The sequence below is a fragment of the Arthrobacter sp. efr-133-R2A-120 genome (assembly GCF_030209835.1).
Classification (GTDB): Bacteria; Actinomycetota; Actinomycetes; order Actinomycetales; family Micrococcaceae; genus Arthrobacter.
The window spans coordinates 96,713-117,568 of sequence record NZ_JARVRF010000003.1; the positions used below are offsets into that span (position 1 = coordinate 96,713).

Annotated in this window: 19 protein-coding genes and 1 pseudogene; 11 read left to right on the forward strand and 9 right to left on the reverse strand. The window is 64.6% G+C overall.

The annotated features are described in order from the left end of the window. The first annotated feature begins 4 nt into the window (after positions 1–4). The 3 genes and pseudogenes from QRN52_RS02325 (at position 5) to QRN52_RS02335 (ending at position 4,930) form a co-directional block, all read left to right on the forward strand. Positions 5–3,209: pseudogene (locus tag QRN52_RS02325) on the forward strand (efflux RND transporter permease subunit). Positions 3,210–3,335: 126 nt separating this feature from the next. Continuing rightward, positions 3,336–4,469 (forward strand): LLM class flavin-dependent oxidoreductase, encoded by a 1,134-nt coding sequence (locus QRN52_RS02330; RefSeq protein ID WP_284751171.1) that lies wholly within the window; start codon positions 3,336–3,338, stop codon positions 4,467–4,469. Next, a complete protein-coding gene (locus QRN52_RS02335) occupies positions 4,466–4,930 on the forward strand; it encodes a MarR family winged helix-turn-helix transcriptional regulator (protein ID WP_284751172.1) in 465 nt (154 codons plus the stop codon). The genes QRN52_RS02330 and QRN52_RS02335 overlap by 4 nt, the downstream gene beginning before the upstream one ends. Before the next feature lie 11 nt (positions 4,931–4,941). On the opposite strand, the gene QRN52_RS02340 is transcribed toward QRN52_RS02335, so the two are convergent. Then, positions 4,942–5,748 (reverse strand): transglutaminase-like domain-containing protein, encoded by an 807-nt coding sequence (locus QRN52_RS02340; RefSeq protein ID WP_284751173.1) that lies wholly within the window; start codon positions 5,746–5,748, stop codon positions 4,942–4,944. 67 nt (positions 5,749–5,815) lie between these two features. After that, positions 5,816–6,625, reverse strand: coding sequence for a hypothetical protein (locus QRN52_RS02345; RefSeq protein ID WP_284751174.1), 810 nt, complete (start codon positions 6,623–6,625; stop codon positions 5,816–5,818). A gap of 124 nt (positions 6,626–6,749) precedes the next feature. Between QRN52_RS02345 and QRN52_RS02350 the strand changes: the two genes are divergently transcribed. From QRN52_RS02350 to QRN52_RS02360, 3 genes are read left to right on the forward strand one after another with little or no spacing between them, the layout of a single operon-like run. Continuing rightward, entirely contained in the window at positions 6,750–7,418 is a 669-nt protein-coding gene (locus QRN52_RS02350) for a DUF1684 domain-containing protein (RefSeq protein WP_284751175.1), read from the forward strand. 39 nt (positions 7,419–7,457) lie between these two features. After that, positions 7,458–8,312: a fumarylacetoacetate hydrolase family protein gene (locus QRN52_RS02355; RefSeq protein ID WP_284751176.1), complete on the forward strand. Its 855-nt coding sequence runs from the start codon at positions 7,458–7,460 to the stop codon at positions 8,310–8,312. Between the two features lie 12 nt (positions 8,313–8,324). After that, positions 8,325–8,816, forward strand: coding sequence for a GtrA family protein (locus tag QRN52_RS02360; protein ID WP_284751177.1), 492 nt, complete (start codon positions 8,325–8,327; stop codon positions 8,814–8,816). 78 nt (positions 8,817–8,894) lie between these two features. On the opposite strand, the gene QRN52_RS02365 is transcribed toward QRN52_RS02360, so the two are convergent. The 6 genes from QRN52_RS02365 to QRN52_RS02390 form a co-directional block, all read right to left on the reverse strand. After that, complete coding sequence (locus tag QRN52_RS02365) at positions 8,895–10,052, reverse strand: cysteine desulfurase family protein (RefSeq protein WP_284751178.1); 1,158 nt, start codon at positions 10,050–10,052, stop codon at positions 8,895–8,897. A gap of 4 nt (positions 10,053–10,056) precedes the next feature. Continuing rightward, positions 10,057–10,953, reverse strand: coding sequence for a carboxylating nicotinate-nucleotide diphosphorylase (gene nadC / locus QRN52_RS02370; RefSeq protein WP_284751179.1), 897 nt, complete (start codon positions 10,951–10,953; stop codon positions 10,057–10,059). Then, on the reverse strand, positions 10,946–12,697 hold the full coding sequence (locus tag QRN52_RS02375; protein WP_284751180.1) for an L-aspartate oxidase: 1,752 nt from the start codon (positions 12,695–12,697) through the stop codon (positions 10,946–10,948). The genes nadC and QRN52_RS02375 overlap by 8 nt, the downstream gene beginning before the upstream one ends. A 37-nt stretch (positions 12,698–12,734) precedes the next feature. After that, the gene (nadA, locus tag QRN52_RS02380) at positions 12,735–14,042 is read right to left on the reverse strand and encodes a quinolinate synthase NadA (RefSeq protein WP_284751181.1); all 1,308 of its coding nucleotides are present in this window, start codon (positions 14,040–14,042) and stop codon (positions 12,735–12,737) included. Then, the gene (locus QRN52_RS02385; RefSeq protein WP_284751324.1) at positions 14,039–14,749 is read right to left on the reverse strand and encodes an NUDIX hydrolase; all 711 of its coding nucleotides are present in this window, start codon (positions 14,747–14,749) and stop codon (positions 14,039–14,041) included. The genes nadA and QRN52_RS02385 overlap by 4 nt, the downstream gene beginning before the upstream one ends. A gap of 101 nt (positions 14,750–14,850) precedes the next feature. Then, positions 14,851–15,330 (reverse strand): Lrp/AsnC family transcriptional regulator, encoded by a 480-nt coding sequence (locus QRN52_RS02390; protein WP_059387632.1) that lies wholly within the window; start codon positions 15,328–15,330, stop codon positions 14,851–14,853. Between the two features lie 176 nt (positions 15,331–15,506). On the opposite strand from QRN52_RS02390, the gene QRN52_RS02395 reads away from it, so the two are divergent. From QRN52_RS02395 to QRN52_RS02415, 5 genes are all read left to right on the forward strand, one after another. Continuing rightward, positions 15,507–16,889 (forward strand): amino acid permease, encoded by a 1,383-nt coding sequence (locus QRN52_RS02395; RefSeq protein WP_284751182.1) that lies wholly within the window; start codon positions 15,507–15,509, stop codon positions 16,887–16,889. A 246-nt stretch (positions 16,890–17,135) separates the two neighbouring features. Next, positions 17,136–18,173 (forward strand): thiamine pyrophosphate-dependent enzyme, encoded by a 1,038-nt coding sequence (locus QRN52_RS02400; protein ID WP_284751183.1) that lies wholly within the window; start codon positions 17,136–17,138, stop codon positions 18,171–18,173. After that, positions 18,166–19,200 (forward strand): alpha-ketoacid dehydrogenase subunit beta, encoded by a 1,035-nt coding sequence (locus QRN52_RS02405; RefSeq protein ID WP_284751184.1) that lies wholly within the window; start codon positions 18,166–18,168, stop codon positions 19,198–19,200. The genes QRN52_RS02400 and QRN52_RS02405 overlap by 8 nt, the downstream gene beginning before the upstream one ends. Beyond that, positions 19,193–19,522, forward strand: coding sequence for a biotin/lipoyl-containing protein (locus QRN52_RS02410; protein WP_234747729.1), 330 nt, complete (start codon positions 19,193–19,195; stop codon positions 19,520–19,522). The genes QRN52_RS02405 and QRN52_RS02410 overlap by 8 nt, the downstream gene beginning before the upstream one ends. Before the next feature lie 4 nt (positions 19,523–19,526). Next, entirely contained in the window at positions 19,527–20,357 is an 831-nt protein-coding gene (locus tag QRN52_RS02415; protein ID WP_284751185.1) for an alpha/beta fold hydrolase, read from the forward strand. Positions 20,358–20,396: 39 nt separating this feature from the next. Here QRN52_RS02415 and QRN52_RS02420 read toward each other — a convergent pair whose 3' ends face one another. Continuing rightward, entirely contained in the window at positions 20,397–20,810 is a 414-nt protein-coding gene (locus QRN52_RS02420) for a winged helix DNA-binding protein (protein WP_284751186.1), read from the reverse strand. Positions 20,811–20,856: the final 46 nt, after the last annotated feature.

Consider the following 20,856-nt stretch of genomic DNA (forward strand, 5'->3'; position numbering starts at 1 on the left):
TGCAATGTTCCGTCTGGCAAAACTTTCACTGGCGAACAGGGCACTGATCGCGCTGATCACCGTCTTCGCGGCGGTGTTCGGCGTGATCACCATGTCGTCCCTCAAGCAGGAGCTCATTCCTTCGATCGAGTTCCCGCAGATCTCAGTGATCACGGCCATGCCGGGCGCGTCACCGGAAGTTGTCGACAAGCAACTCAGCCGCCCGCTCGAAACAGCGCTGAACAGTGTCGAGGGCCTGGAATCGACCACGTCGACGTCGCGGAATGGTGTTTCGCAGATCACCATGGTGTTTACGTACGCTTCGAACCTGGACCGCGCACGGAACCAGATCGATCGCGCCATCTCCAACGCCAAGCGCGTGCTGCCCGCCGACGTCGAGCCCCGGTCTTTTGCGGGCAGCATCAGCGACTTCCCGATCGTGTACCTGGCAGTGTCTTCGGACAAGCCCCTCAGTGAGCTGAATACAGACCTGCAGCGCTTGAGCGTGCCCCGACTCCAGAAACTGGATGGGGTCCGCAGCGCCGACGTGACAGGTGGAGCCACGCAGCACATCCTGATCCAGCCCAAAGCCCAGGCCATGGCCGCGAACGGCGCCACAGTCCAGTCGCTCACGAGCGCCCTCAAGAACAACGGGACGCTGGTCCCGGCCGGAACCATCGATGATCAGGGCAAGACTCTCTCCCTGCAGATCGGCAGCCCCGTGGACTCCCTCGACGTCATCAAGGGCCTGCCGCTTACCGGGGCGAAGGCCGGTACCACAATCGGCGGCGTTGCCGACGTGAGCATCCAGGACGACGCCGCAACCTCGATTACCCGGACCAACGGGAAGCCGACGCTCGCCCTGTCCATCACGAAAAAGCCCGACGGCGACACGGTCGCCATTTCGCACGCCGTCAAGGATTCCATTCCGCAGATGGAAGCCGAACTCGGCTCCAATGCGCACTTTACGCCGGTGTTCGACCAAGCCCCGTACATCGAAAAATCCATCAAGGACCTCACCACGGAAGGCCTTCTTGGACTTGGCTTCGCGGTGGCGGTCATCCTTGTGTTCCTGATGTCCGTGCGCTCCACGCTCGTGACGGCCGTCTCCATTCCGTTGTCGCTCCTGATCACGTTCATTGGAATATCGGCGACCCACTACTCGCTCAACATCCTCACCCTCGGCGCGTTGACCATCGCGATCGGCCGCGTGGTGGACGACTCGATCGTGGTGATCGAGAACATCAAACGGCACCTCAGCTACGGCGAGCACAAGCTCGGGGCCATCCTCAATTCCATCCGCGAAGTTGCCGGCGCCATCACAGCGTCCACCCTCACCACGGTTGCCGTCTTCCTGCCGATCGCCTTTGTGGGCAACCTGGCGGGCGAATTGTTCCGGCCCTTCGCCCTGACGGTGACCATCGCACTGTTGTCCTCGTTGCTCGTCTCCCTCACCATCGTTCCGGTCCTGGCTTACTGGTTCCTCAAGTCGCCGTCGCCGGCCGCGGACGCGGAGGACGTGCGTGCCGCGGAAGACACCCGAACCAAGGCACACGAGGCCGAGCAGCGCAGCCGCCTGCAGCGCGGGTATTTGCCCATCCTGCTCAAAACCCAGAAGCACCCGGTCATGACGATCGTCGCCGCCGTCCTGGTGTTGGGCGGAACCGCTGCCATGTCCCCGCTGCTCGCCACGGACTTGCTCGGTGACTCCGGCCAGAACAGCATGACCGTGCGCCAGCCTGGCGCAGACCGGCGAAGCCGCGGCGCAAGTGGAATCGGTCCTCCGCGGGATCGACGGCATCAAGGACGTCCAGGTCACTTCGGGCAACGCCCAAACGGGTTTCGCCGCGCTCACCTCAAGTGGCGCTTCCAACTCGACGTTCACCGTGGTGACGGACGACAAGGCTGACCAGCAGAAACTGCAGGACACGGTCCGGTCCCGGCTCGCGGGCGCCGCGGCTGCCGGGAAGGTCACTGTTGGCGCGCAGCAAGGTGGTCTGGGCACCTCTTCCAGTGTGGACATCACCATCAACGCCGCCAACTCGGCGGATCTCAAGACCGCGAGCGACGCCGTGGCGAAAGCCATGGACGGCGTGCCCGGGAGCGCCGAGGTAGCCACCAACCTGGATGCCAGCCAGTCCGTGGTCCAGGTGAAGGTCGATCGCGCCAAGGCCGTCGCCGCCGGGCTGAACGAGGAGCAAGTTGCCGGCGTCCTGGCGTCCACGGTCAGCCCCATCCCCGCAGGCACTGTCCGCATCGACACCACGGACTTCCCGGTGCAGATCGGCGAAGGCACGCACTTCACCAGCATCGCCGACGTCAGGGGCATCAATCTCCCGACGCCGGCCGGGCCCGTCCCGCTGTCGAGCATCGCGTCGGTGGAGCAAGTGGACACTCCGGTATCCATCACCAGCAGCAACGGCCAGCGGAGCGCGAAGGTGACCGTCACGCCGTCGGGCTCCAACCTTGGTGCCGTCAGCACGGCAGTCAGTGAACGGCTCGCCTCCGTGCAGCTGCCGGCAGGCGTTACCGCTACGATCGGCGGCGCCACGTCGCAGCAGGCGGACTCGTTCCGGCAGCTCGGCCTCGCGCTCCTGGCAGCCGTCGCCATTGTCTACGTCATCATGGTGGCCGCGTTCAAGTCCCTCATCCAGCCCCTCATCCTCTTGGTGTCCGTGCCTTTTGCGGCAACGGGCGCCATCGCTTTGCTCCTGGTCACGGGTGTTCCGCTCGGACTGCCTTCCCTGATCGGCATGCTGATGTTGGTGGGAATCGTCGTGACCAATGCGATCGTCCTGATCGACCTCATCAACCAGTACCGCAAACCACACGATGGCCGCCCGGGAATGAGCGTGGCGGATGCCATCACCCACGGCGCCAGGCAGCGGCTGCGCCCGATCCTCATGACGGCGCTTGCTACCGTATTCGCGCTGACGCCCATGGCTTTGGGCCTCACGGGCGGCGGCGGGTTCATTTCCCGCCCGCTCGCGATCGTTGTCATCGGTGGCCTTGTTTCGTCCACGGCTTTGACGCTTGTCCTGGTGCCCGTCCTCTACAAGCTGGTCGAGGGCCGTCGGGAGAAGAAGTCGCTGCTCAGGGCACTCACGCAACGCCCCGACGTCGTGAAGGACGGCATCGCCGGCCATGGCGCGGGCGACCACTTGGACTGGACCACCGGAATGATTCCCAAAGTCTCGGGCCGCCGATCCACTTCCAGCCCCGCCGAGTAGGGCGACACACCGGGAACAAAATGATGCCGTACCCTGTTGCAGGCAGTGATACATGCAAATGCATCTATTTTAGGATAGACTGTTGGCAGAGCCCGGACACCAATCGGGCAGGCAGAAAGGTACATCATGGAGATCGGCGTATTCAGCGTCAGCGACATCACCACTGACCCCACCACGGGCCACACCCCCACGGAGAACGAGCGCATCAAGGCCGCCGTGGCCATCGCCAAGAAGGTCGAAGAGATCGGCATGGACGTCTATGCGATCGGCGAGCACCACAACCGCCCCTTCTTCTCATCGTCCCCCACCACCACACTGGCGTACATCGCAGCGCAGACTGAACGCATCACGCTGTCGACGTCCACCACGCTGATCACCACGAACGATCCTGTCAAGATCGCCGAAGACTTCGCGATGCTCCAGCACCTGGCGGATGGTCGAGTGGACCTCATCATGGGCCGCGGCAACACCGCCCCCGTCTACCCCTGGTTCGGCAAGAACATCCAGGACGGGATCGAGCTCGCTATCGAGAACTATTCCCTGCTGCGCAAGCTCTGGGATGAGGACACCGTCAATTGGAGCGGCAAGTACCGCACCCCGCTGCAGAACTTCACCTCCACGCCCCGCCCGCTCGACGGCGTCGCGCCCTTCGTCTGGCACGGCTCCATCCGCAGCCCGCAGATCGCGGAACTTGCCGCCTACTACGGCGACGGCTTCTTCGCCAACAACATCTTCTGGCCCAAGGAGCACTACCAGCAGCTGATCGGCCTGTACCGCGAACGGTATGAGCACTACGGCCACGGCAACGCTGACCAGGCCATCGTGGGCCTCGGCGGGCAGTTCTTCATGCGCAAGAACTCCCAGGACGCCGTGAAGGAGTTCCGCCCCTACTTCGACAATGCACCGGTGTACGGCCACGGTCCCTCGCTCGAGGACTTCACGTCCCAGACGCCGCTGACCGTCGGCAGTCCACAGGAAGTCATCGAAAAGACCCTGACTTTCCGCGAGTACTTCGGCGACTACCAGCGCCAACTGTTCCTGGTGGACCACGCCGGCCTGCCGCTCAAGACCGTCCTGGAGCAACTGGATCTCTTCGGCGAAGAAGTCCTGCCGGTCCTGCGCAAGGAATTCGAGGACCGCAAGCCGGCCCACGTCCCTGACGCGCCCACCCATGCATCCCGGTTGGCAGCCTCCGTGATCGCCTCGGCCAAGGACGACGCAGCCGATGCTGTCAGTGGCGGCGTAGGGCGGACCCCGTGACCACCACGGCGCCCACCTCGTCCGCCGTGCGCCTCGCCGCCGAAACCTGGGAGTCCTTGTTCCGCTCCCAGGTGGCGGTGATGCGCCGGCTCCAGGCCGGGCCGGCCTTCAAGAAGTTGCCCATCAAGGAGTATGACGTCCTGTTCACTCTGTCCCGCTGCCCCACGGGCAAGCTGCGGCTGAACGAGATCAACGATCACGTCCTGCTCAGCCAATCCAGCCTGAGCCGGCTGGTTGACAGGCTGGAGAAGCGTGGGCTCGTGGAGCGCAGCATCGCTCCCGACGACGGCCGCGGGATCCTGCTGGGGCTCACCTCGGCCGGGCAGGAACTACAGAAGGAGATCGGCCGCGAGCACGTCCGCGACATCGCCGAACTTGTGGCGCCGGCCCTGACGGCCGACGAACAACGTGAGCTTCTGCGCCTGACGGATAAGCTGCAAGCGTTCGTCGCAAGCAAATAGCCGCGCGAGAACTAGCGGAGGACGACGAGCTTTGCCGGATCCTCATCCGGCAGCTCGTCGGCCACCACAGCGGTGACCTTCAAGCTCTTCAACGACAGGCTGCCGCCCACCGTGGACAGGAACGCGGTGTCCGAGGAATCGCGTCCGGCGGTGATGCGCAGCATGGATTCGCGCGGGGCCAGGCCTGTGGGATCGATCACGTACCAGGTTCCGTCGATGTGGGCCTCAGCCACGGCGTGGAAGTCCATGGGGCTCAACCCGGGCGCATAGACCGCCGCGAGCCGGGCGGGGATGTCTTTGGAGCGCAGGAGGGCAATGGCAAGGTGGGCGAAATCCCGGCAAACACCTTTGCGGTGCAGGAGCGTTTCCACCGCTCCATCCGTTCCCCGCGAGGAACCGCTGATGTACCGGAGTTCATCGTGGACCCAGTTCCGGACTGCCTGCAATAGCTCCTCGCCGTGCAGACCGCCGAACTCGGCATACGACGTCGGAAGGAGTCGATCGGACTCGGCATAGCGGCTGGGGCGCACATAGCGGATGAGCTCCATCCGGGAGGACTCATCCGGGACACCAAAACCTTCCACCGAGGCACGGTAGTCAACCGTTACTTCGCTCGGTTCGGCGAACTCCATGTAGTGGAAACGCCCACCGTGATGGTCCGTCAGCTCGGTGAGCGGAACAGCTTCGCCTTCCACCGTGACTGACAGCTCTTCGGTCAACGAGTCGTAGCCTGGATTGCTGGCCACGGCGATCGCCATTGCCACCTTGGTGTTGGCGACGGTCTTGAAAACGAGCTGGGCAGCCACGTTGCGTTCCATGGATCTCCGGAGTGTTGCGGCTGGACAACCCCCCGATGTCGCCGATCTGTTGGTGTCAATCGTCGTTCTACAGATTGACCTTCAGAGACAATAGCATCCGCTGGACGTTGGCGAATTCCGAACTCTGGTCAACGTACTTGGCGGCCTGGTCCAAGGTGTCAAAGGACTTCGCGGGAGCAACTACTTCGTCAGTGGCGAAAGCATGCACCGCGGGCATGTCCCCGAAGTAGTAGTTGCCCTTTCCTGCCGGCCCCACCACAAGGTTCCGGAGCTGGCAGGCCTGGCCATCAGTTCCGGCCACCAAGTTGGTGATGCCGTACGAACCGAAGAATTTGTAGCCCTGGATGACCCGGAACACCACGTGCGGAGGGATCGTGGAATCGCCGTCGGCATGGGGAAGGTCAATGGGCACGCTGCTGACCACCACGTAGGGACGCTTGGCGGCCGGATTGCAGTCGGCCGGACTCGCCGAGGCCAGTCCGGTGTGAAGGGTCGCGAGGTACCCTCCCTTGGCGTCTTTGACCTCGATCTTCAGGGCGCCGGGCATGGAACCGGCGTCGGGCGTGACCGATTGCGCAATCCAGTCACTCGGAAGATCGAAGCTGACCTTCTTGGACGCATCCGAGTACGTCTTCCACGCCGAGGCCGTGGCCCCCGCCGTCGCTGTAGTTCCTGCGGAGGGGCTCCCCGTGGAGCCGCCCGACGGCGGGGCCGCACTGGAGCCCGACGGCGTCGCGCTCCCGGGTGCCGCGCTGTTGGACCCGGCCGTCCAGACCGGTCCGCCCTTGCCCTCGGAACTACAGCCAGCCGCGGCGACCACGATGAGTGCACCCAGGACGGCGACTGAAAACTTCGACGGGATCCGCTTTGCTCTCATGCGCACCAGCCTAACGGCGCGGAGCCGCCGCCTGCCCGTCCGGATCGGCGTTTCGCACCTGAAAACCCCGCCGGTGCACTCCGGGCCGCCGCTTCAGCCCGCATCGTAGGACTAGGCTGGACGCATGGCTCCCGATCAGCTTGATGAGGACGAAAACAATGTGGAGGGCATCTCCGCCGTGGACATCGCGGACTGGCGCTTGCGCACGTTTGCCTTGTACGACGACGTCCGCAAGATCGCGGTGGACGATCCCTTCCAAGCCCACGTTTACTGGCGCCAGGAACGGGACCGCATGTTCGGAACCCACCCGGCATCGGCACTGACTCCCGCCAGCAAGAGGTCCTTCTCGGGCTTGCGCACCGCGGACTACGATCCCCGGTTCCGCCGCTATGCTGCCCTCTCTCCGGAAGGAGCGGGCCAGGAGATGAACGTGCACACCGGAACTGACGGCGTGGTGCCGTTTGTCCGGCTCGGTACCTTCGACCTCGACGAGCTTGGCTCTCTGGCTGTGTGGCGCCTCCGCAGCTACGGCGGCGGCATCTTCGTGCCTTTCCGCGACGCCACAGCCGGCAAACCAGGAGGAAGCTACGGCGCCGGCCGGTACTTGCTTGACACCATCAAAGGCGCTTTCCACGGCCTTCGCGGATCCGGGCAACAGGAATTCGTGCTCGACTTCAACTTCGCCTACAACCCGTCCTGCGCCTACAACGAGGCCTGGGCGTGCCCCTTGGCCGGGCCGGCAAATCGTTTGGCCGCGGATATCCCGGTGGGGGAGCTCTACCTGCCCGTCTAAACCTCCGTCCAAACAGGCGCGAGGACATAGGATGTCTTCATGACTTCCTCACGTGCACGCCGGATCGCCCGCGTCCGCCCGCTCTCCCCCACCTCGCCGGACGAACACTTCTTCGTCGCGAATTACGCCGTCGACTTCGCTTCCGCGGAAGGCCGGAGCTGGACTGTGGTGGACAGCCCGTTCCCAGGCTCGCCGGCAAATGGCAGCAGCGCAGGGCGGCCGGGTTGGGTTACAGGCTCTCAGGTCTCCGAGGATGCGTTCATGTTCCTTGCGCCGTCCGTTCCCGCCAACGTCTTCGGCATGGCGCACAACACGGGCCAGCCGGGCCGGGACTTGCCTGCGCAGGCGTTCCACAAGGCCGCCACGAGCGTCATTGGACCAGGCGACGCCATCGAGCTCGCCTCGGACGTCGGCTACGTGGACCCCGAAGCGGAACTGACCGTCGTCGTCGGGCGCAAAGTCCGCGGGCTCACACTCGACAACGCGCGCGACGCCATCCTCGGTTTCACGATCGGCAACGATGTCTCAGCGCGCGACCTGCAGAAGACCGACGAACTGTGGATCAGCGCGAAAAGCCAGGACACGTTTACTCCTGCGGGACCGTGGATCGTCACGGACCTCAATGACGATGATCTTTCGATCGGCATAGTGCACAACGGCCGGGAATTGGGCACGGCCAGCACCGCGGACCTCGGGTGGAAGGTAGACGAGATCCTTGTCTACCTCAGCTCCTTCATGACCTTGCACCCGGGCGACCTGGTCCTCACCGGCTTCCCGGCCGAGTGCACCAGGATCGAGCCCGGAGATACCGTGACCTGCCGCATTGACGGCATCGGAGAGCTCAGCAACCCCGTCATAGCAGCAACTTGGGAGAAAATTCCCAGCTTGATATGACAGGCTTGAGCCATGGAGCCTCCTGCCGTGCCGGCAATTGAGACGCGGCAGACGTCCCTTCCCAGGCCAAATACAAGTAAGCGCCGCAAAGGCGTGCTGCGCTATCCGGTGGTCAGGCAACTCATCCGTTTCACCGGCGTCGGGATCATCTGTACCGTCACCTCGCTGGCACTGTACGCGCTGTTCCGCCCGTGGATGGGACCCCAACCCGCGAACGCCGCGGCACTGATTATCACCTCGCTCATGAACACGGCCCTGAACCGGCGGCTGACCTTCAAGATCACAGGCAACCGGAAGAGAACGCAGGATCATCTGAACGGGCTGATCGTGATCGCCGTGGCGCTGATCATCACGGGCGGTAGCCTGGGCGTGCTCCATGCGTTGCGCCCCGAAGCCACCCTCGCCGAGGACCTTTGGACAACCACGCTGTCCGGGTTCGTCGCGACGGCCGTGCGGTTCACGATGCTGCGGCACTGGATTTTCCGCAGGGCCCGCCACGTCTGACTCCCAACTGACTCGCATTTGTTGTCGTTTTGAGGGCTCAGAACGACAACAAATGCGAGTTACTTGGGGTGGGGACAGTCAGCGGCGACCGAGCCCCTGCACACTCCCGACGGCGGCAGCCACGGCTTCCGCGGCTTGCTCAAGTTCCGCTGACGTCACCGTGGAGTCGAAGCTGAAGCGCACTGCAGTGTGGGCCACCTCGGGCTCGATTCCCAAGGCCAGCAGGACCGGCGAGGGAGCGTCGGATCCAGCGGCGCAGGCCGAGCCGCTCGAACAAACCACACCAAGCCGCTCAAGCTCAAGCAACACGGACTCCCCGCTGGTGCCGGGGAAACAGAAAGACGCGACGGACGGCAAGCGCTGCGAAGGGTGGCCGGTCAACACGGCACCCGGCACGGCCCCAAGGACACCGCGGATGAAGGCATCCCGCAACGCCGAGACACGTACGGCGAGTTCCGACTGCGCGTCATGGGCGAGCGTGAGTGCCGTGGCCAGCGCGACAGCTCCCGCCACGTTTTCGGTCCCGGAGCGCTTGCCCCGCTCCTGGCCGCCGCCATGGACGAGCGGCTCCAGCTTGAGCCTTCCCTTGGCATAGAGCACGCCGCTACCCTTGGGCGCGCCGAGTTTGTGGCCGGAAATGCTGAGGGCATCGACCCCCAGTTCCTTGACGCCTATAGGCAACCAACCCGCGGCCTGGACGGCGTCCGTGTGGAACGGCACGCCGTGTTCCGCGGCGACCTCCGCGAGTTGCCGCACGGGTTGCACGGTGCCGATCTCGTTGTTGGCGTACATGATGCTGACGAGGGCCGTCTCCGGACTCAGGCCAGCCCGGAGCGCCTCAACCGTCACCACACCGTGCCCGTCCACGGGGACCACGTCCACCTCGAAGCCATGGACCCGTTGCAGGTAGAGCGCGGATTCCTCCACGGCGGGGTGCTCTATGGCGCTGACGACAATCCGGTTCAGGGCGGGATCCGCGGCTCGCCGTGCGAGGGCGATCCCCTTCACGGCCAGATTGTCGGCTTCGGTACCGCCGGAAGTGAAGGTAATTTCCCCCGGCCGGCAGCCCAGGACCTTCGCGACTGCCGCGCGTGCCCGGGACAACGCGTTCGCAGCCGCTTCGCCAAGGCCGTGATGGCTCGAGGGATTGCCGAACTCCCCCGTCAAATACGGCCACATCGCTTCGAGGACTTCCTTACGGACGGGTGTGGTCGCCGCCGCGTCGAGGAAGATCATGGCGTCAGCCGATACCTGAGGTTGGGTCCGGTGCCACGTCGAGCGTCACGTCCAGGCCGAGATCCAGCGCGTTGACGCTGTGGGTGAGTCCGCCGATGGAAATGACGTCGACTCCCGCGGCGGCGATGTCCGCCACAGTGTCCACGTTGACGTTGCCGCTCGCCTCAACGACGGCGCGGCCGGCCACCTGCTTCACACCGGCACGGAGCTCCTCAAGGGAAAAGTTGTCCAGCATGATCGTGTCTACCCCGGCCGCGAGCACGGGTTCGATCTGCTCGGCGCGGTCCACTTCCACCTCGAAGTGCGTGGTGTGGCCCAGCTGGGACTTGGCGGCCTTGAGCAGTGCGGTGAGCTTGGCGGAATCGCCACCGGTCATCACTGCAAGGTGGTTGTCCTTGGCCAGAACGGCATCGGACAGGCTGTAACGGTGGTTGGCTCCCCCGCCGCAGCGTACGGCGTAGCGTTCCAACACCCGCAGCCCGGGGGTTGTTTTCCGGGTGTCCGTGATGCGGGCCTTGGTTCCGTCGACGAGCTTGACGAACTCTGCGGTCTTTGTGGCAATGGCGCTCATGCGCTGGGCAAGGTTGAGCCCGACGCGTTCGGCGAGCAACACCGAGCGGGCGCGGCCGCTGACCCGCGCCAGGTGGGTTCCGGCGTCGAACGCTTCACCGTCCTCGAGCAACAGTTCCACCTCGGTGTCCGGGTCGACGAACAGCATGGCGTCACGGAACACCGTTCCTCCGCTGAAGACCCCGGGAACCCTGGCGTTGAGCACGGCGGTGGCCCGGGCTTCGGCGGGAATGAGCAGCTGCGAGGTGATGTCGCCGCTCGGCGCGTCCTCCGCGAAAGCCCGCTCCAGGATGTCCCGGACGGGTGCTGCGGGGAGGGTCAGGCTAGTCATTGACGAGGCTCGCTTTCCGGCGGATCGTGTATCTCTGAACAATTTCTTCGCGTTGGGTTTCGACCGCATCACTCCGATAGTGCGCCCCCAGCGACCCCCGCCGCGCGCCCGCAGCCCGCACCAACAACTGCGCGGCAAGGAGCAAATTGGCATCCTCATGAACCAAGGAATCCACTGAGTCCGGCACACTCTCAGGAAGCACGACGTCGGCCCAAGCGTTGAGTCCCTCAGCAGCCTCCCGGAGCAACCCCCCGGTCCGAAGCACCCCCGCCTTGGCAGTCATAAGCCGCCGAAGGGCGGTCCGTGAGAAAGGCTCCGGGACGAGCTCAGGCTGCCACGGGGTGAGACGGCTTTCGTCTGAAGGTGTCCCTGCAGCGTTGGTGCGCTGAGCGCCGTCGTGCGGTGTCCCGGCAGCGTGCGTAAAAGCGAGGCCGCCCGCGGCCGAGTTAGCACGCAGAGGGATGCCATTCGGCGGCGCCCACCCAAGGAACCCTTCAACAGCCCGCCGTCCAAAGACAAGCCCTTCGAGCAGCGAGTTACTAGCCAAGCGATTGGCGCCCTGCACCCCGGTACAAGCAACTTCGCCGGCGGCAAGCAAGCTAGGTACAGACGTCCGGCCGTGGAGATCCGTGACCACCCCACCCATCCAGTAGTGGGCGGCAGGGGCAACCGGAACTGGCTCCAGGGTCCAGTCGACGCCGGCTTCGCGGGTCCGGGCGCTGAGCGTGGGGAAGCGCTTCTCAAGGAAGCCTTGCCCTTTGTTCGCTTCCACGACCCGGGCGTCAAGGAAGACGTGGCCGTTGGGATCACCGAGTGACGCCAAGTGGAGGGCGATGCTGCGGGAGACGACGTCGCGCGGGGCGAGTTCGGCGTCGGGGTGGTAGCGGGGCATGAATCGTTCGCCGTTCGCATCCACCAGGATGGCGCCTTCGCCGCGGACGGCTTCGGAAATGAGGAGCGGATCGGTGCCGAGGGAAGTTGGCTTTCCGGCAGCGGAAAGGACCATGCTCGTGGGGTGGAACTGGAAGAACTCCAGGTCCGCGAGCTCGGCGCCTGCCCGCCATGCGAGCGCGAGCCCGTCGGCCGTTGCCACCGAGGGGTTGGTGGTCTGGGCAAACAGCTGCCCCGCCCCACCGGTGGCAAGCAGCACGGCGTCGCCGAACACGCTCTCGAGGCGGCCGTTGCGTAGGAATTCGACGCCCGTGACACGCCCCTCGGACTGGAGCAGGGAAGTCGCCTGCGCATGTCCCAGCACCTGGATTTTCCCGGCGTCCTGCGCGTCAAGGACCGCCAGGATGAGTGCGTTCGCGACCCCGGCACCGGTGGCGTCTCCTCCGGTGTGCAGGATCCTCGGCGCGGAGTGGGCGGCTTCGAGCCCCAAGGCGGGATCGCCGTCGTCGTCCGCGTCGAAACGGACACCGAAACGCTCCAGCCCCCTGATGTCGAGGCGCGCTTCTGTGCACAGCACCCGCACGGCCTCCTCATTGCAGTGCCCGGCGCCGGCCTTGAGGGTATCCATGATGTGCGCGGCGACGGTATCGCCGGGGGCGGGTTCCTCCAGCACTGCCGAAATCCCGCCTTGGGCGAAGAAGGTGTTGCTGTCCGCCAGCGCCCCCTTGCTGAGCAGGACGACCTCCGCACCGGCCTCGGCGGCCAGCAGCGCGGAGTAGAGGCCGGCGATGCCGCTTCCGACGACGACGAGTCGCCGCAGCGCCGGAGCGCCGGGAATGCGTTCTGCAGTCATGTGAGGCTCGATTCGACTGGTTGGTACTGGGTGTGACCTAGAGCGGCCGTGCTGCAAGCATGCGTTCGAGGGCGATCTTGGCGTTGTCCTTGACCGAGTCGTCCACCGTGATGCGGTTGACCACACGGCCTTCCACCAGTTCCTCGAGTACCCAGGCGAGGTAGCCGGGGTGGATGCGGTACATCGTGGAGCAAGGGCAGATCACCGGGTCGAGGCAGAAGATGGTGTGCTGCGGGTTCTCCGCGGCCAAGCGGTTCACCATGTTGATCTCGGTACCGATCGCGAAGGTGGTGGGCTCGGTTGCGGCGGCGATGGCCTTCTTGATGAAGTCGGTGGAGCCTGCGCCGTCTGCCGCGTCGACAACCTCCATGGGGCATTCGGGGTGCACAATGACGTTCACGCCCGGGAATTCGGCGCGGGCCTTCTCGATCTGGCCCACGTTGAAACGCTTGTGGACGGAGCAGAAGCCGTGCCAGAGGATGACACGGGAATCCAGCAGGGTCTGTTCGTCGTTTCCGCCGAGTTCCTTGCGCGGGTTCCACATGGGCATCTGTTCCAGCGGCACGCCGAGCGCCTTTGCGGTGTTGCGGCCAAGGTGCTGGTCGGGGAAGAAAAGCACCCGCTGGCCGCGTTCGAAGGCCCATTCGAGCACCGTCTTGGCGTTGGAGGACGTGCAGACGATGCCACCGTTGCGTCCGCAGAAGGCCTTCAATGCGGCCGAGGAATTCATGTAGGTCACCGGGATGACCGGCGCACGGCCATCGGAATCGGGGGCGGTCCCGAAGAGCTCCTCGAGCTGCTCCCAGCATTCCTCCACCGAGTCCTCGTCTGCCATGTCCGCCATGGAGCAGCCGGCGGCCAGGTTCGGCAGGATCACGGCCTGGCCCTCGCTGGACAGGATGTCGGCGGTCTCTGCCATGAAATGCACGCCGCAGAAGATGATGGCCTCGGCATCAGGCTTGGTCAGGGCAGCGTTGGCGAGCTGGAACGAGTCGCCCACGAAATCCGCGTACTGGACAACTTCGTCGCGCTGGTAGAAGTGGCCCAGGATGACAGCCCGGTCCCCCAGCGTCTCCTTGGCGGCGCGGATCCGGGCGTCGAGCTCGGCGTCGCTGGCCAACTTGTACTCTTCGGGCAACTGGCCTTGGCGGGGTGTGGCTTTCGGAGCGTCGTCGGAACTGGACGCGCCGGGACCGTAAGCGGGGATGCCTGCGAGGGCTTCGGCGAGGTCGTACTCCCACGGGCCCTTCGCCAGGGCGGGGCTGCACGTCGACCCGGCCGCGGAACGGCCGCTTTCGGCTTCTTCCCGCGTGATCAGCTGGATAGCTGTGTTGACGCTGCTCATGGTGTACTCCTGTTGTCTGGCCCGAGTCCGGGCGTGCCGGTGAAGCGGTAGAGGCGGGGCGGGCGGTGTTTTCCGCCCTGGAGGTATTCACCGGTTTCTTCGATTTCCGGTGTTCCCTTGATTTGCCGGCGGAAGTTCGCCGGATCGAGCTGGCGGTCCAGGACAGCCTCGTAGACTTCGCGGACCTGTGCCAGGGTGAAGAATTCACCCAGCAAGTGATAGGCGATGGACCCGTAGGCCATCTTGTTGCGCAGCCGCCACAAGGCGTAGTCCACGATCGCGTTGTGGTCGAACGCCAGTTCCGCGAGCCGGTCTGCCCGGAACCAACGAACGTTCTCGGATTCGTCGGCGAGAGCGGCTTCCGTGGGCTGCACCAAGGCCCAGTAGACAATCGAGACAACCCGCTGGGCAGGCGAGCGATGCAGGCCGCCGAAGGCGTAGAGCTGCTCGAGGTATTGGGGAGCCAGCCCCGTGGTCTCGCGCAGGTTCCGGGACGCGGCGTCCTGGAGGGATTCGTCGTGCTGCAGCGGTCCGCCGGGCAGCGCCCACATGTCCTTGAACGGTTCGCGGATGCGACGCACCAGCGGCAACCACAGCGTGGGGCGGCCGGAGCTTTCGCTCGGGCGGAGGGCGAAGATCACCGTTGATATGGCCAACGACGGCGGCGCGAGCCTGCGCTCTTCGACATTGGCGGAGGTGGCGTACACGGTATTCACCCCGCTTCTTTGCCGTAGGGACCGGAAAATTAGTTATAGTCAAGATGACTAGAACTAATGGTACGACTGTTAGAGGACAGTGTCCAAATGTTTCAGCCCGCATTCTCCTTGGCGGCAGCTTCCAGGAGCGGCAAGGTGCGGCCTTGGAAATGAGTATTCAGGACAATCACCGAGGACGAACGGAGCACGGTCTTGGTGGCAATGAGCTTGTCCAGCACGCGCTGCAGGTCCGAGTTCGACTTGCCCACCACCCGCACCATGAGATCCGAACTGCCGGAAACGGTATGGACCTCAATGAGCTCGGGAATGGCAGCCAGGGCTTCGACGACGGCGTCGTGCCCCAAATCCTGGTTGATGGTCAGGGAGCAAAAGGCGACCACGGGATAGCCAAAGCCGGCGGGATCGGGCTGCGGAACCCAGGGTGCCACCACCCCGCGCTCAGCCATCCGGTCCAGCCGGGACTGGACCGTGGCGCGGGCGACCTTCAAGACCCTGGATGCCTCCAAGACAGACGCCCGCGGGGAGTCGGTGAAAAATCGGACAATCTTGGCATCCAATTCGTCCACAACCATCAGTTTTTCCTACTTCCGCCCATGAGCTGTACAAATCGGCACTCCATGCCCAGATGTCACACCAGCTTGTAACCATCCTCTCACGAGTGTTTTTCGCCACTTTCCTTTGGAAGCGGTAAATTCGATAAGTCCTACAAGGACCAGTCGACAAACCATCCACAAGAAGGCAAACACGAATGACAACGAAGTCCACCGCTGTTCGACCCTCCATTACTTCGCGAGGCCTTGGCCACTCGATGAAGCCGCGCCAGCTCACCATGATGGGCCTGGGCAGCGCCATTGGCGCGGGACTCTTCCTTGGCTCAGGCGCCGGAATCCACGCGGCCGGCCCGGCAGTACTCATCTCCTACCTTGTGGCAGGCACCCTGATCATCGTCGTGATGTGGGCGCTCGGCGAGATGGCAGCCGCGAACCCCAACAGCGGCGCCTTCTCGGTCTACGCGGAAAAGGCCATGGGCAAGACGGCCGGATCCACGGTCGGCTGGCTTTGGTGGCTGCAGCTGGTGGTGGTCATCGCCGCGGAGGCGCTCGGTGCAGCAGGGCTGCTGTTCTCCGTCTGGCCGGTCATTCCCGTGTGGGCGCTGGCTTTGGTGTTCATGGTGGCCTTTACCGCGATCAACCTCGCCGGGGTCCGGAACTTCGGTGAGTTCGAATTCTGGTTTGCCATCCTGAAGGTCGCAGCCATTGTCGCTTTCCTCGTCATCGGCGCGGCCTTGCTGTTCGGCTGGCTCCCCGGCGTAACTTCCCCCGGCCTCGGGAACCTCACGGGCAACTTTGCACCGTCCGGCTGGTCTGGAATTGCCGCGGCGCTCTTCGTGGTGATTTTCGCCTTCGGCGGCACCGAAATTGTGAGCGTGGCCGCGGCGGAAACGCAGAATCCCGCACACAGCGTCGGCAAGGCCATCCGCACGGTGGTGTGGCGCATCCTGGTCTTCTACATCGGTTCGGTCTTCGTCATCGCAGCAGTGCTGCCCTCCGATTCCGAAGGCTTGAAGTCGCCGTTCGCCGGTGTCCTGGACCTTGCCGGCATCCCGGGAGCCAGCACGGCCATCACCCTCGTTGCCGTCGTGGCGTTGCTTTCCGCGCTCAACGCAAACCTTTACGGTGCCTCGCGCATGGTCTTCTCCTTGTCTGAACGCGGCGAAGCACCTGCTTTCCTGTCGCGGCTGCGCGGCGCCCAGGTGCCCATGGCCGCCGTCGGGGTTTCCGTTGCTTTCGGTTTCATCGCCACGATCCTGGAACTGCTCTTCCCCGACCATGTGCTTCCGGCCTTGCTCAACCTCGTAGGCTCCACCTGCCTCGTGGTCTGGGGAACGGCACTCGTGTCCCAGTTCATCCTGCGCCGCCGCGCCGACCGCGAAGGAACCGAACTGCCGCTTCGCATGAAGGGATTCCCCTTCCTCACGGTATTCGGACTGGCATTGCTTGCCCTGATCTTCGCGGTGGGCTTCTCGAACGCCGAGAGCGCCGGCCAGTTGATCGGCACGTTCCTGTTGATCGCGTGCATCGCCGTGGCCTGCAGGATCGGTGCCAAGGTCAAGTCCGCACGAAACGCCTAGGCAAACCCAACTAGCCCCACCGCCACCCTCGCCTCGCAAGCTCGGCCAGGGAACCCTGGCGGCGTGGGCCCAGCAGTTGTTGTCGTTTTGACGCCTCATAACGACAACAACTGCGAGCTACTTGGGTGGGCAAGAGGTGCACAAATTGCTATGTGCCCCCTAGCGAAGACTGACAGTTCTTGGCAGTTTGACTAGGCCTGAATAGGCGGATTGCCTACGTTCCGAACAGTGACTACGGTCACGTCCATGGACTCATCTCTTCCCGTCGTGGCCGCAGCCGACGCCGCACCCCTGTCCCCCGGACAGCTCAGGGAGCTCTATTCCCTGATGGCTGCCGTTCGATACCTCGATACCTCGGCCGTTGCCTGGCAGCGCCAGGGAATCATCCCCGGCTACGCTCCGGAACTCGGCCAGGAAGCCGCCCAGGTCGGCAGCGCCTACGCCCTCGACACTGCTCGCGACTTCGCCTTCCCGACGTACCGCGAGATGGGTGTCGCCAGGACCATGGGCGTGGACATGGTGGCGTACATGTCCACCCACAAAGCAACGTGGCACGGCGGCATGTACGATCCCCTGGCAAGCCGTCTCGCTCCCATCCAGGCCGTCGTGGCAGGCTCGGTACTTCATGCCGTCGGCTGGGCCCATGGCCAGACCCTGAGCGGTGGGCACGGAGTGGCCCTCAGCTACTTCGGCGACGGCGCTTCCTCCCAAGGCGATGTCCATGAGGCCATGAACTTTGCCGCCGTGATGAAAGCACCTGTCGTCTTCTTCATCCAGAACAATGGCTGGGCGATTTCCGTGCCCACCGAGCGGCAAGTGGCTGGCGGCTCGGTAGCTGCACGAGCCGCGGGCTACGGAATCCCCGGCATTCAGGTGGACGGCAACGATGTGGTCGCTGTCTATGAGGCCACCCGCAACGCCTTCGCCCACTGCCGCGGCGGGAACGGTCCGGTTGTGGTTGAGGCCATGACTTACCGCCGCGGACCGCATTCCACCGCCGACGACCCCGGGCGCTACCGGAGCCTCGACGACGAGCGCATCGACGCCGGCGAGGACCCACTGGAACGCCACCGCAAGCGTTTGCTGGCCGAAAGCGTGGCCGACGAGGCATTCTTCACGGCCGCCAACCAGGAAGCCCTGGCAGAAGAAGAAGCCATCCGCACCGGAATCGAAGCCCTCGGGCCCCGGCCCGGCAACGAAATGTTCGATTTCGTCTTCCAGGAAACCACCCCCGCCCTTGAAACCCAGGCCATCCGTTGGCGCGAGGAGTCCGAACATGTATGAGAGCACCACCGCCACCCTCGAAGCCAGGGCAGCGACAGAGAACCAGTCCGTCAAGCTTTCCATGCAGCAGGCCCTCAACCGCGCGTTGGACGAGATCCTCTCGAACGATCCCAAAACGGTGGTCTTCGGCGAGGACTGCGGCCGATTGGGTGGAGTCTTCCGTATCACCGACGGGTTGCAGGCCAAGCACGGAGAACCCCGGGTGTTTGACACGCCGCTCGCGGAATCGGGCATCCTGGGCATGTCCGTGGGTCTGGCCATGGCCGGTTTCCACCCCATTCCGGAAGTACAGTTCGATGGCTTCGCTTATCCCGCCATCAACCAGATCGTCTGCCAGATCGCCCGGATGAACTACCGCAGCCGCGGCACCTTGCCGATGCCGATCACGCTCCGGGTGCCCAGCTTCGGCGGCATCCGCGCCCCCGAACACCACGGCGAAAGCCTCGAGGCACTCTTCGCGCACGTTCCGGGACTCAAGGTTGTTTCGCCGTCGGACCCGCACGATGCCTACCACCTGCTCAAGCACGCGGCCTCGCGGCCGGACCCGGTGATCTTCATGGAACCGAAATCCCGCTACTGGCAAAAGGGCGACGTCGACGCAGCCGACGGCGGTACCCTCACCGGCGCCCGCGTTGTCCGGCCGGGCCGCCACCTGACCCTCGTAGCCTGGGGTGCAATGGTTGCCCGGTGCCTGCAGGTTGCCGAACTCGCCGCAGAGGACGGAATCGACGTCGAGGTCCTCGATCTGCGCTGGCTCAAGCCGATCGACGCCGAAGCACTGGCGACTTCCGTCGGAAAGACGCGGCGCGCCGTCGTCGTACATGAGGCTCCGCTGACCTCCGGGTTGGGGGCCGAAGTGGCCCAGCTGATCACGCAAAGCTGCTTCGACACGCTCAAGGCGCCCGTCGACCGGGTCACCGGCTTCGATGTGCCGTACCCCTCCGGCGACCTGGAGGACGAATACATTCCGAACATTGACCGCATCCTCCTGGGGATCCAACGAGTACTGGAGTATCGACGTGGCTGAAATCAGCTTCCCCCTGCCCGATCTTGGCGAAGGCCTCATCGAAGCGACCGTGCTGGACTGGCTCGTCTCCCCCGGCGACCAGGTGGAACGGAACCAGCCGCTCGTGGAGCTGGAAACGAGCAAATCGGCCCTCGAGTTGCCGAGCCCGCAGGCGGGTAAAGTGATCCGTATCCACGGCGCGCCGGGCGAGACCATCAACGTCGGTGAGCCGCTGGTGGTGTTCGAGGTGCCGGACAATACTGCCGGCATCGTGGGCACCGTTCCCAAGGATGACGCACCGAAGCGCCGGGTCCGCCTGAGCGCTGTACTTGATGAGGACTGACACCATGAGCGGCAGGCACACGGAAGAGCACATCCACACTGTGGAAGGAACAGATCCGCATCTTTTCGTGGAAGTCCATGAGCCCGCCGAAGGCACCGATGCGGGTCTGCGCCCGGTCCTGCTGCTGCACGGTTTCTCCTCGTCCACCAAACTCAATTGGGGCGACACAGGCTGGATTTCCACCCTTAAGTCCGCCGGCAGGCGTGTCATCACCGTGGACCTTCCAGGGCACGGCCAGAGCAGTTCCCCTGAGGACCTCGACTCCTACTCCCCGAGCCGGATCCGCGCGGACCTGCTCCAGATAGTCGCCGACGCCGGTGCGCGCCCCGTGCGCGCCGGTGACCCTACCAGCGGGCTCGACGTCATCGGCTATTCCTTGGGTTCCCGGCTTGCCTGGGAATTCGGTGCAACCCAGCCCGAACTCGTGCACCGGCTGGTGTTGGGCGGCCCGAACAAGGAGGACCCCTTGGCGTCCTTCGATCTCGCGGCAGCCCAGCGCTACCTTGCGGACGGCACACCCATCGAAGACGAGTCCACCGCAGGGTTGCTCAAGATGGCACAACTCTTGCCGAGCAACGATCTTTTTGCGCTCTTGTCGCTCATCGAAGCCATCAAGGGCGAACCCTTCGATCCTGCCGAAGCCGTGCCCCACATGCCGATGCTCCTGGTGGCCGGCGACAAGGACGAGCGCGCCATTACCATGCCGGAGCTCGCTTCGATCGCTTCCCACGCCGGAGGCATGGTCGAACAACTGCTCGTACCGGGGCGGAACCACAGCAACGCCGTGACCAGCCGGGTTTTCAAGGACGCCGCGGTGGCGTTCCTCGGCGTCTAGGGGGGTGGCGGAGCGATTGATAGTGGCGGAGCGGCTGCCTTAGCCGGCCAGCCGCTCCGCATTGAGCGTCATGCGCTCGAGCACGCTGACGGCCATGGCGTATTCGTCGATACCGATACCCATCGAGAGATCCCGGCGCGAGTCTTCAACGAGCCGTTGGGCTTCCGTTTGTTTTGCGTGGCCCAGTTCGCTGAGGCTGAGGCGATCATCCACCATGATGATCATTCCGCGGCCTACGAGCGCGGCGAGTTCGTTGTCGCGACGCCGTGTGTCGCCGCCCCAGAATGGGTTGAGTATTCCGTCAAGTTCCTCGGGGCTGAGGGGTGTCTCGGCCAGGACGTTGAGGGTCTGCCATTGCCTCCGGCTGAGTTTCAACCTCGCCAACGTGCTGTCCAGATGCGCCTCCAATGCGGCATCCAAGCGTTTGGTCCAGTAACCGATGGGCTTGTTCACATGGCCCATCGTGGCAGCGCGGAGCGGTCCCGGCAAGAAAGGTAGG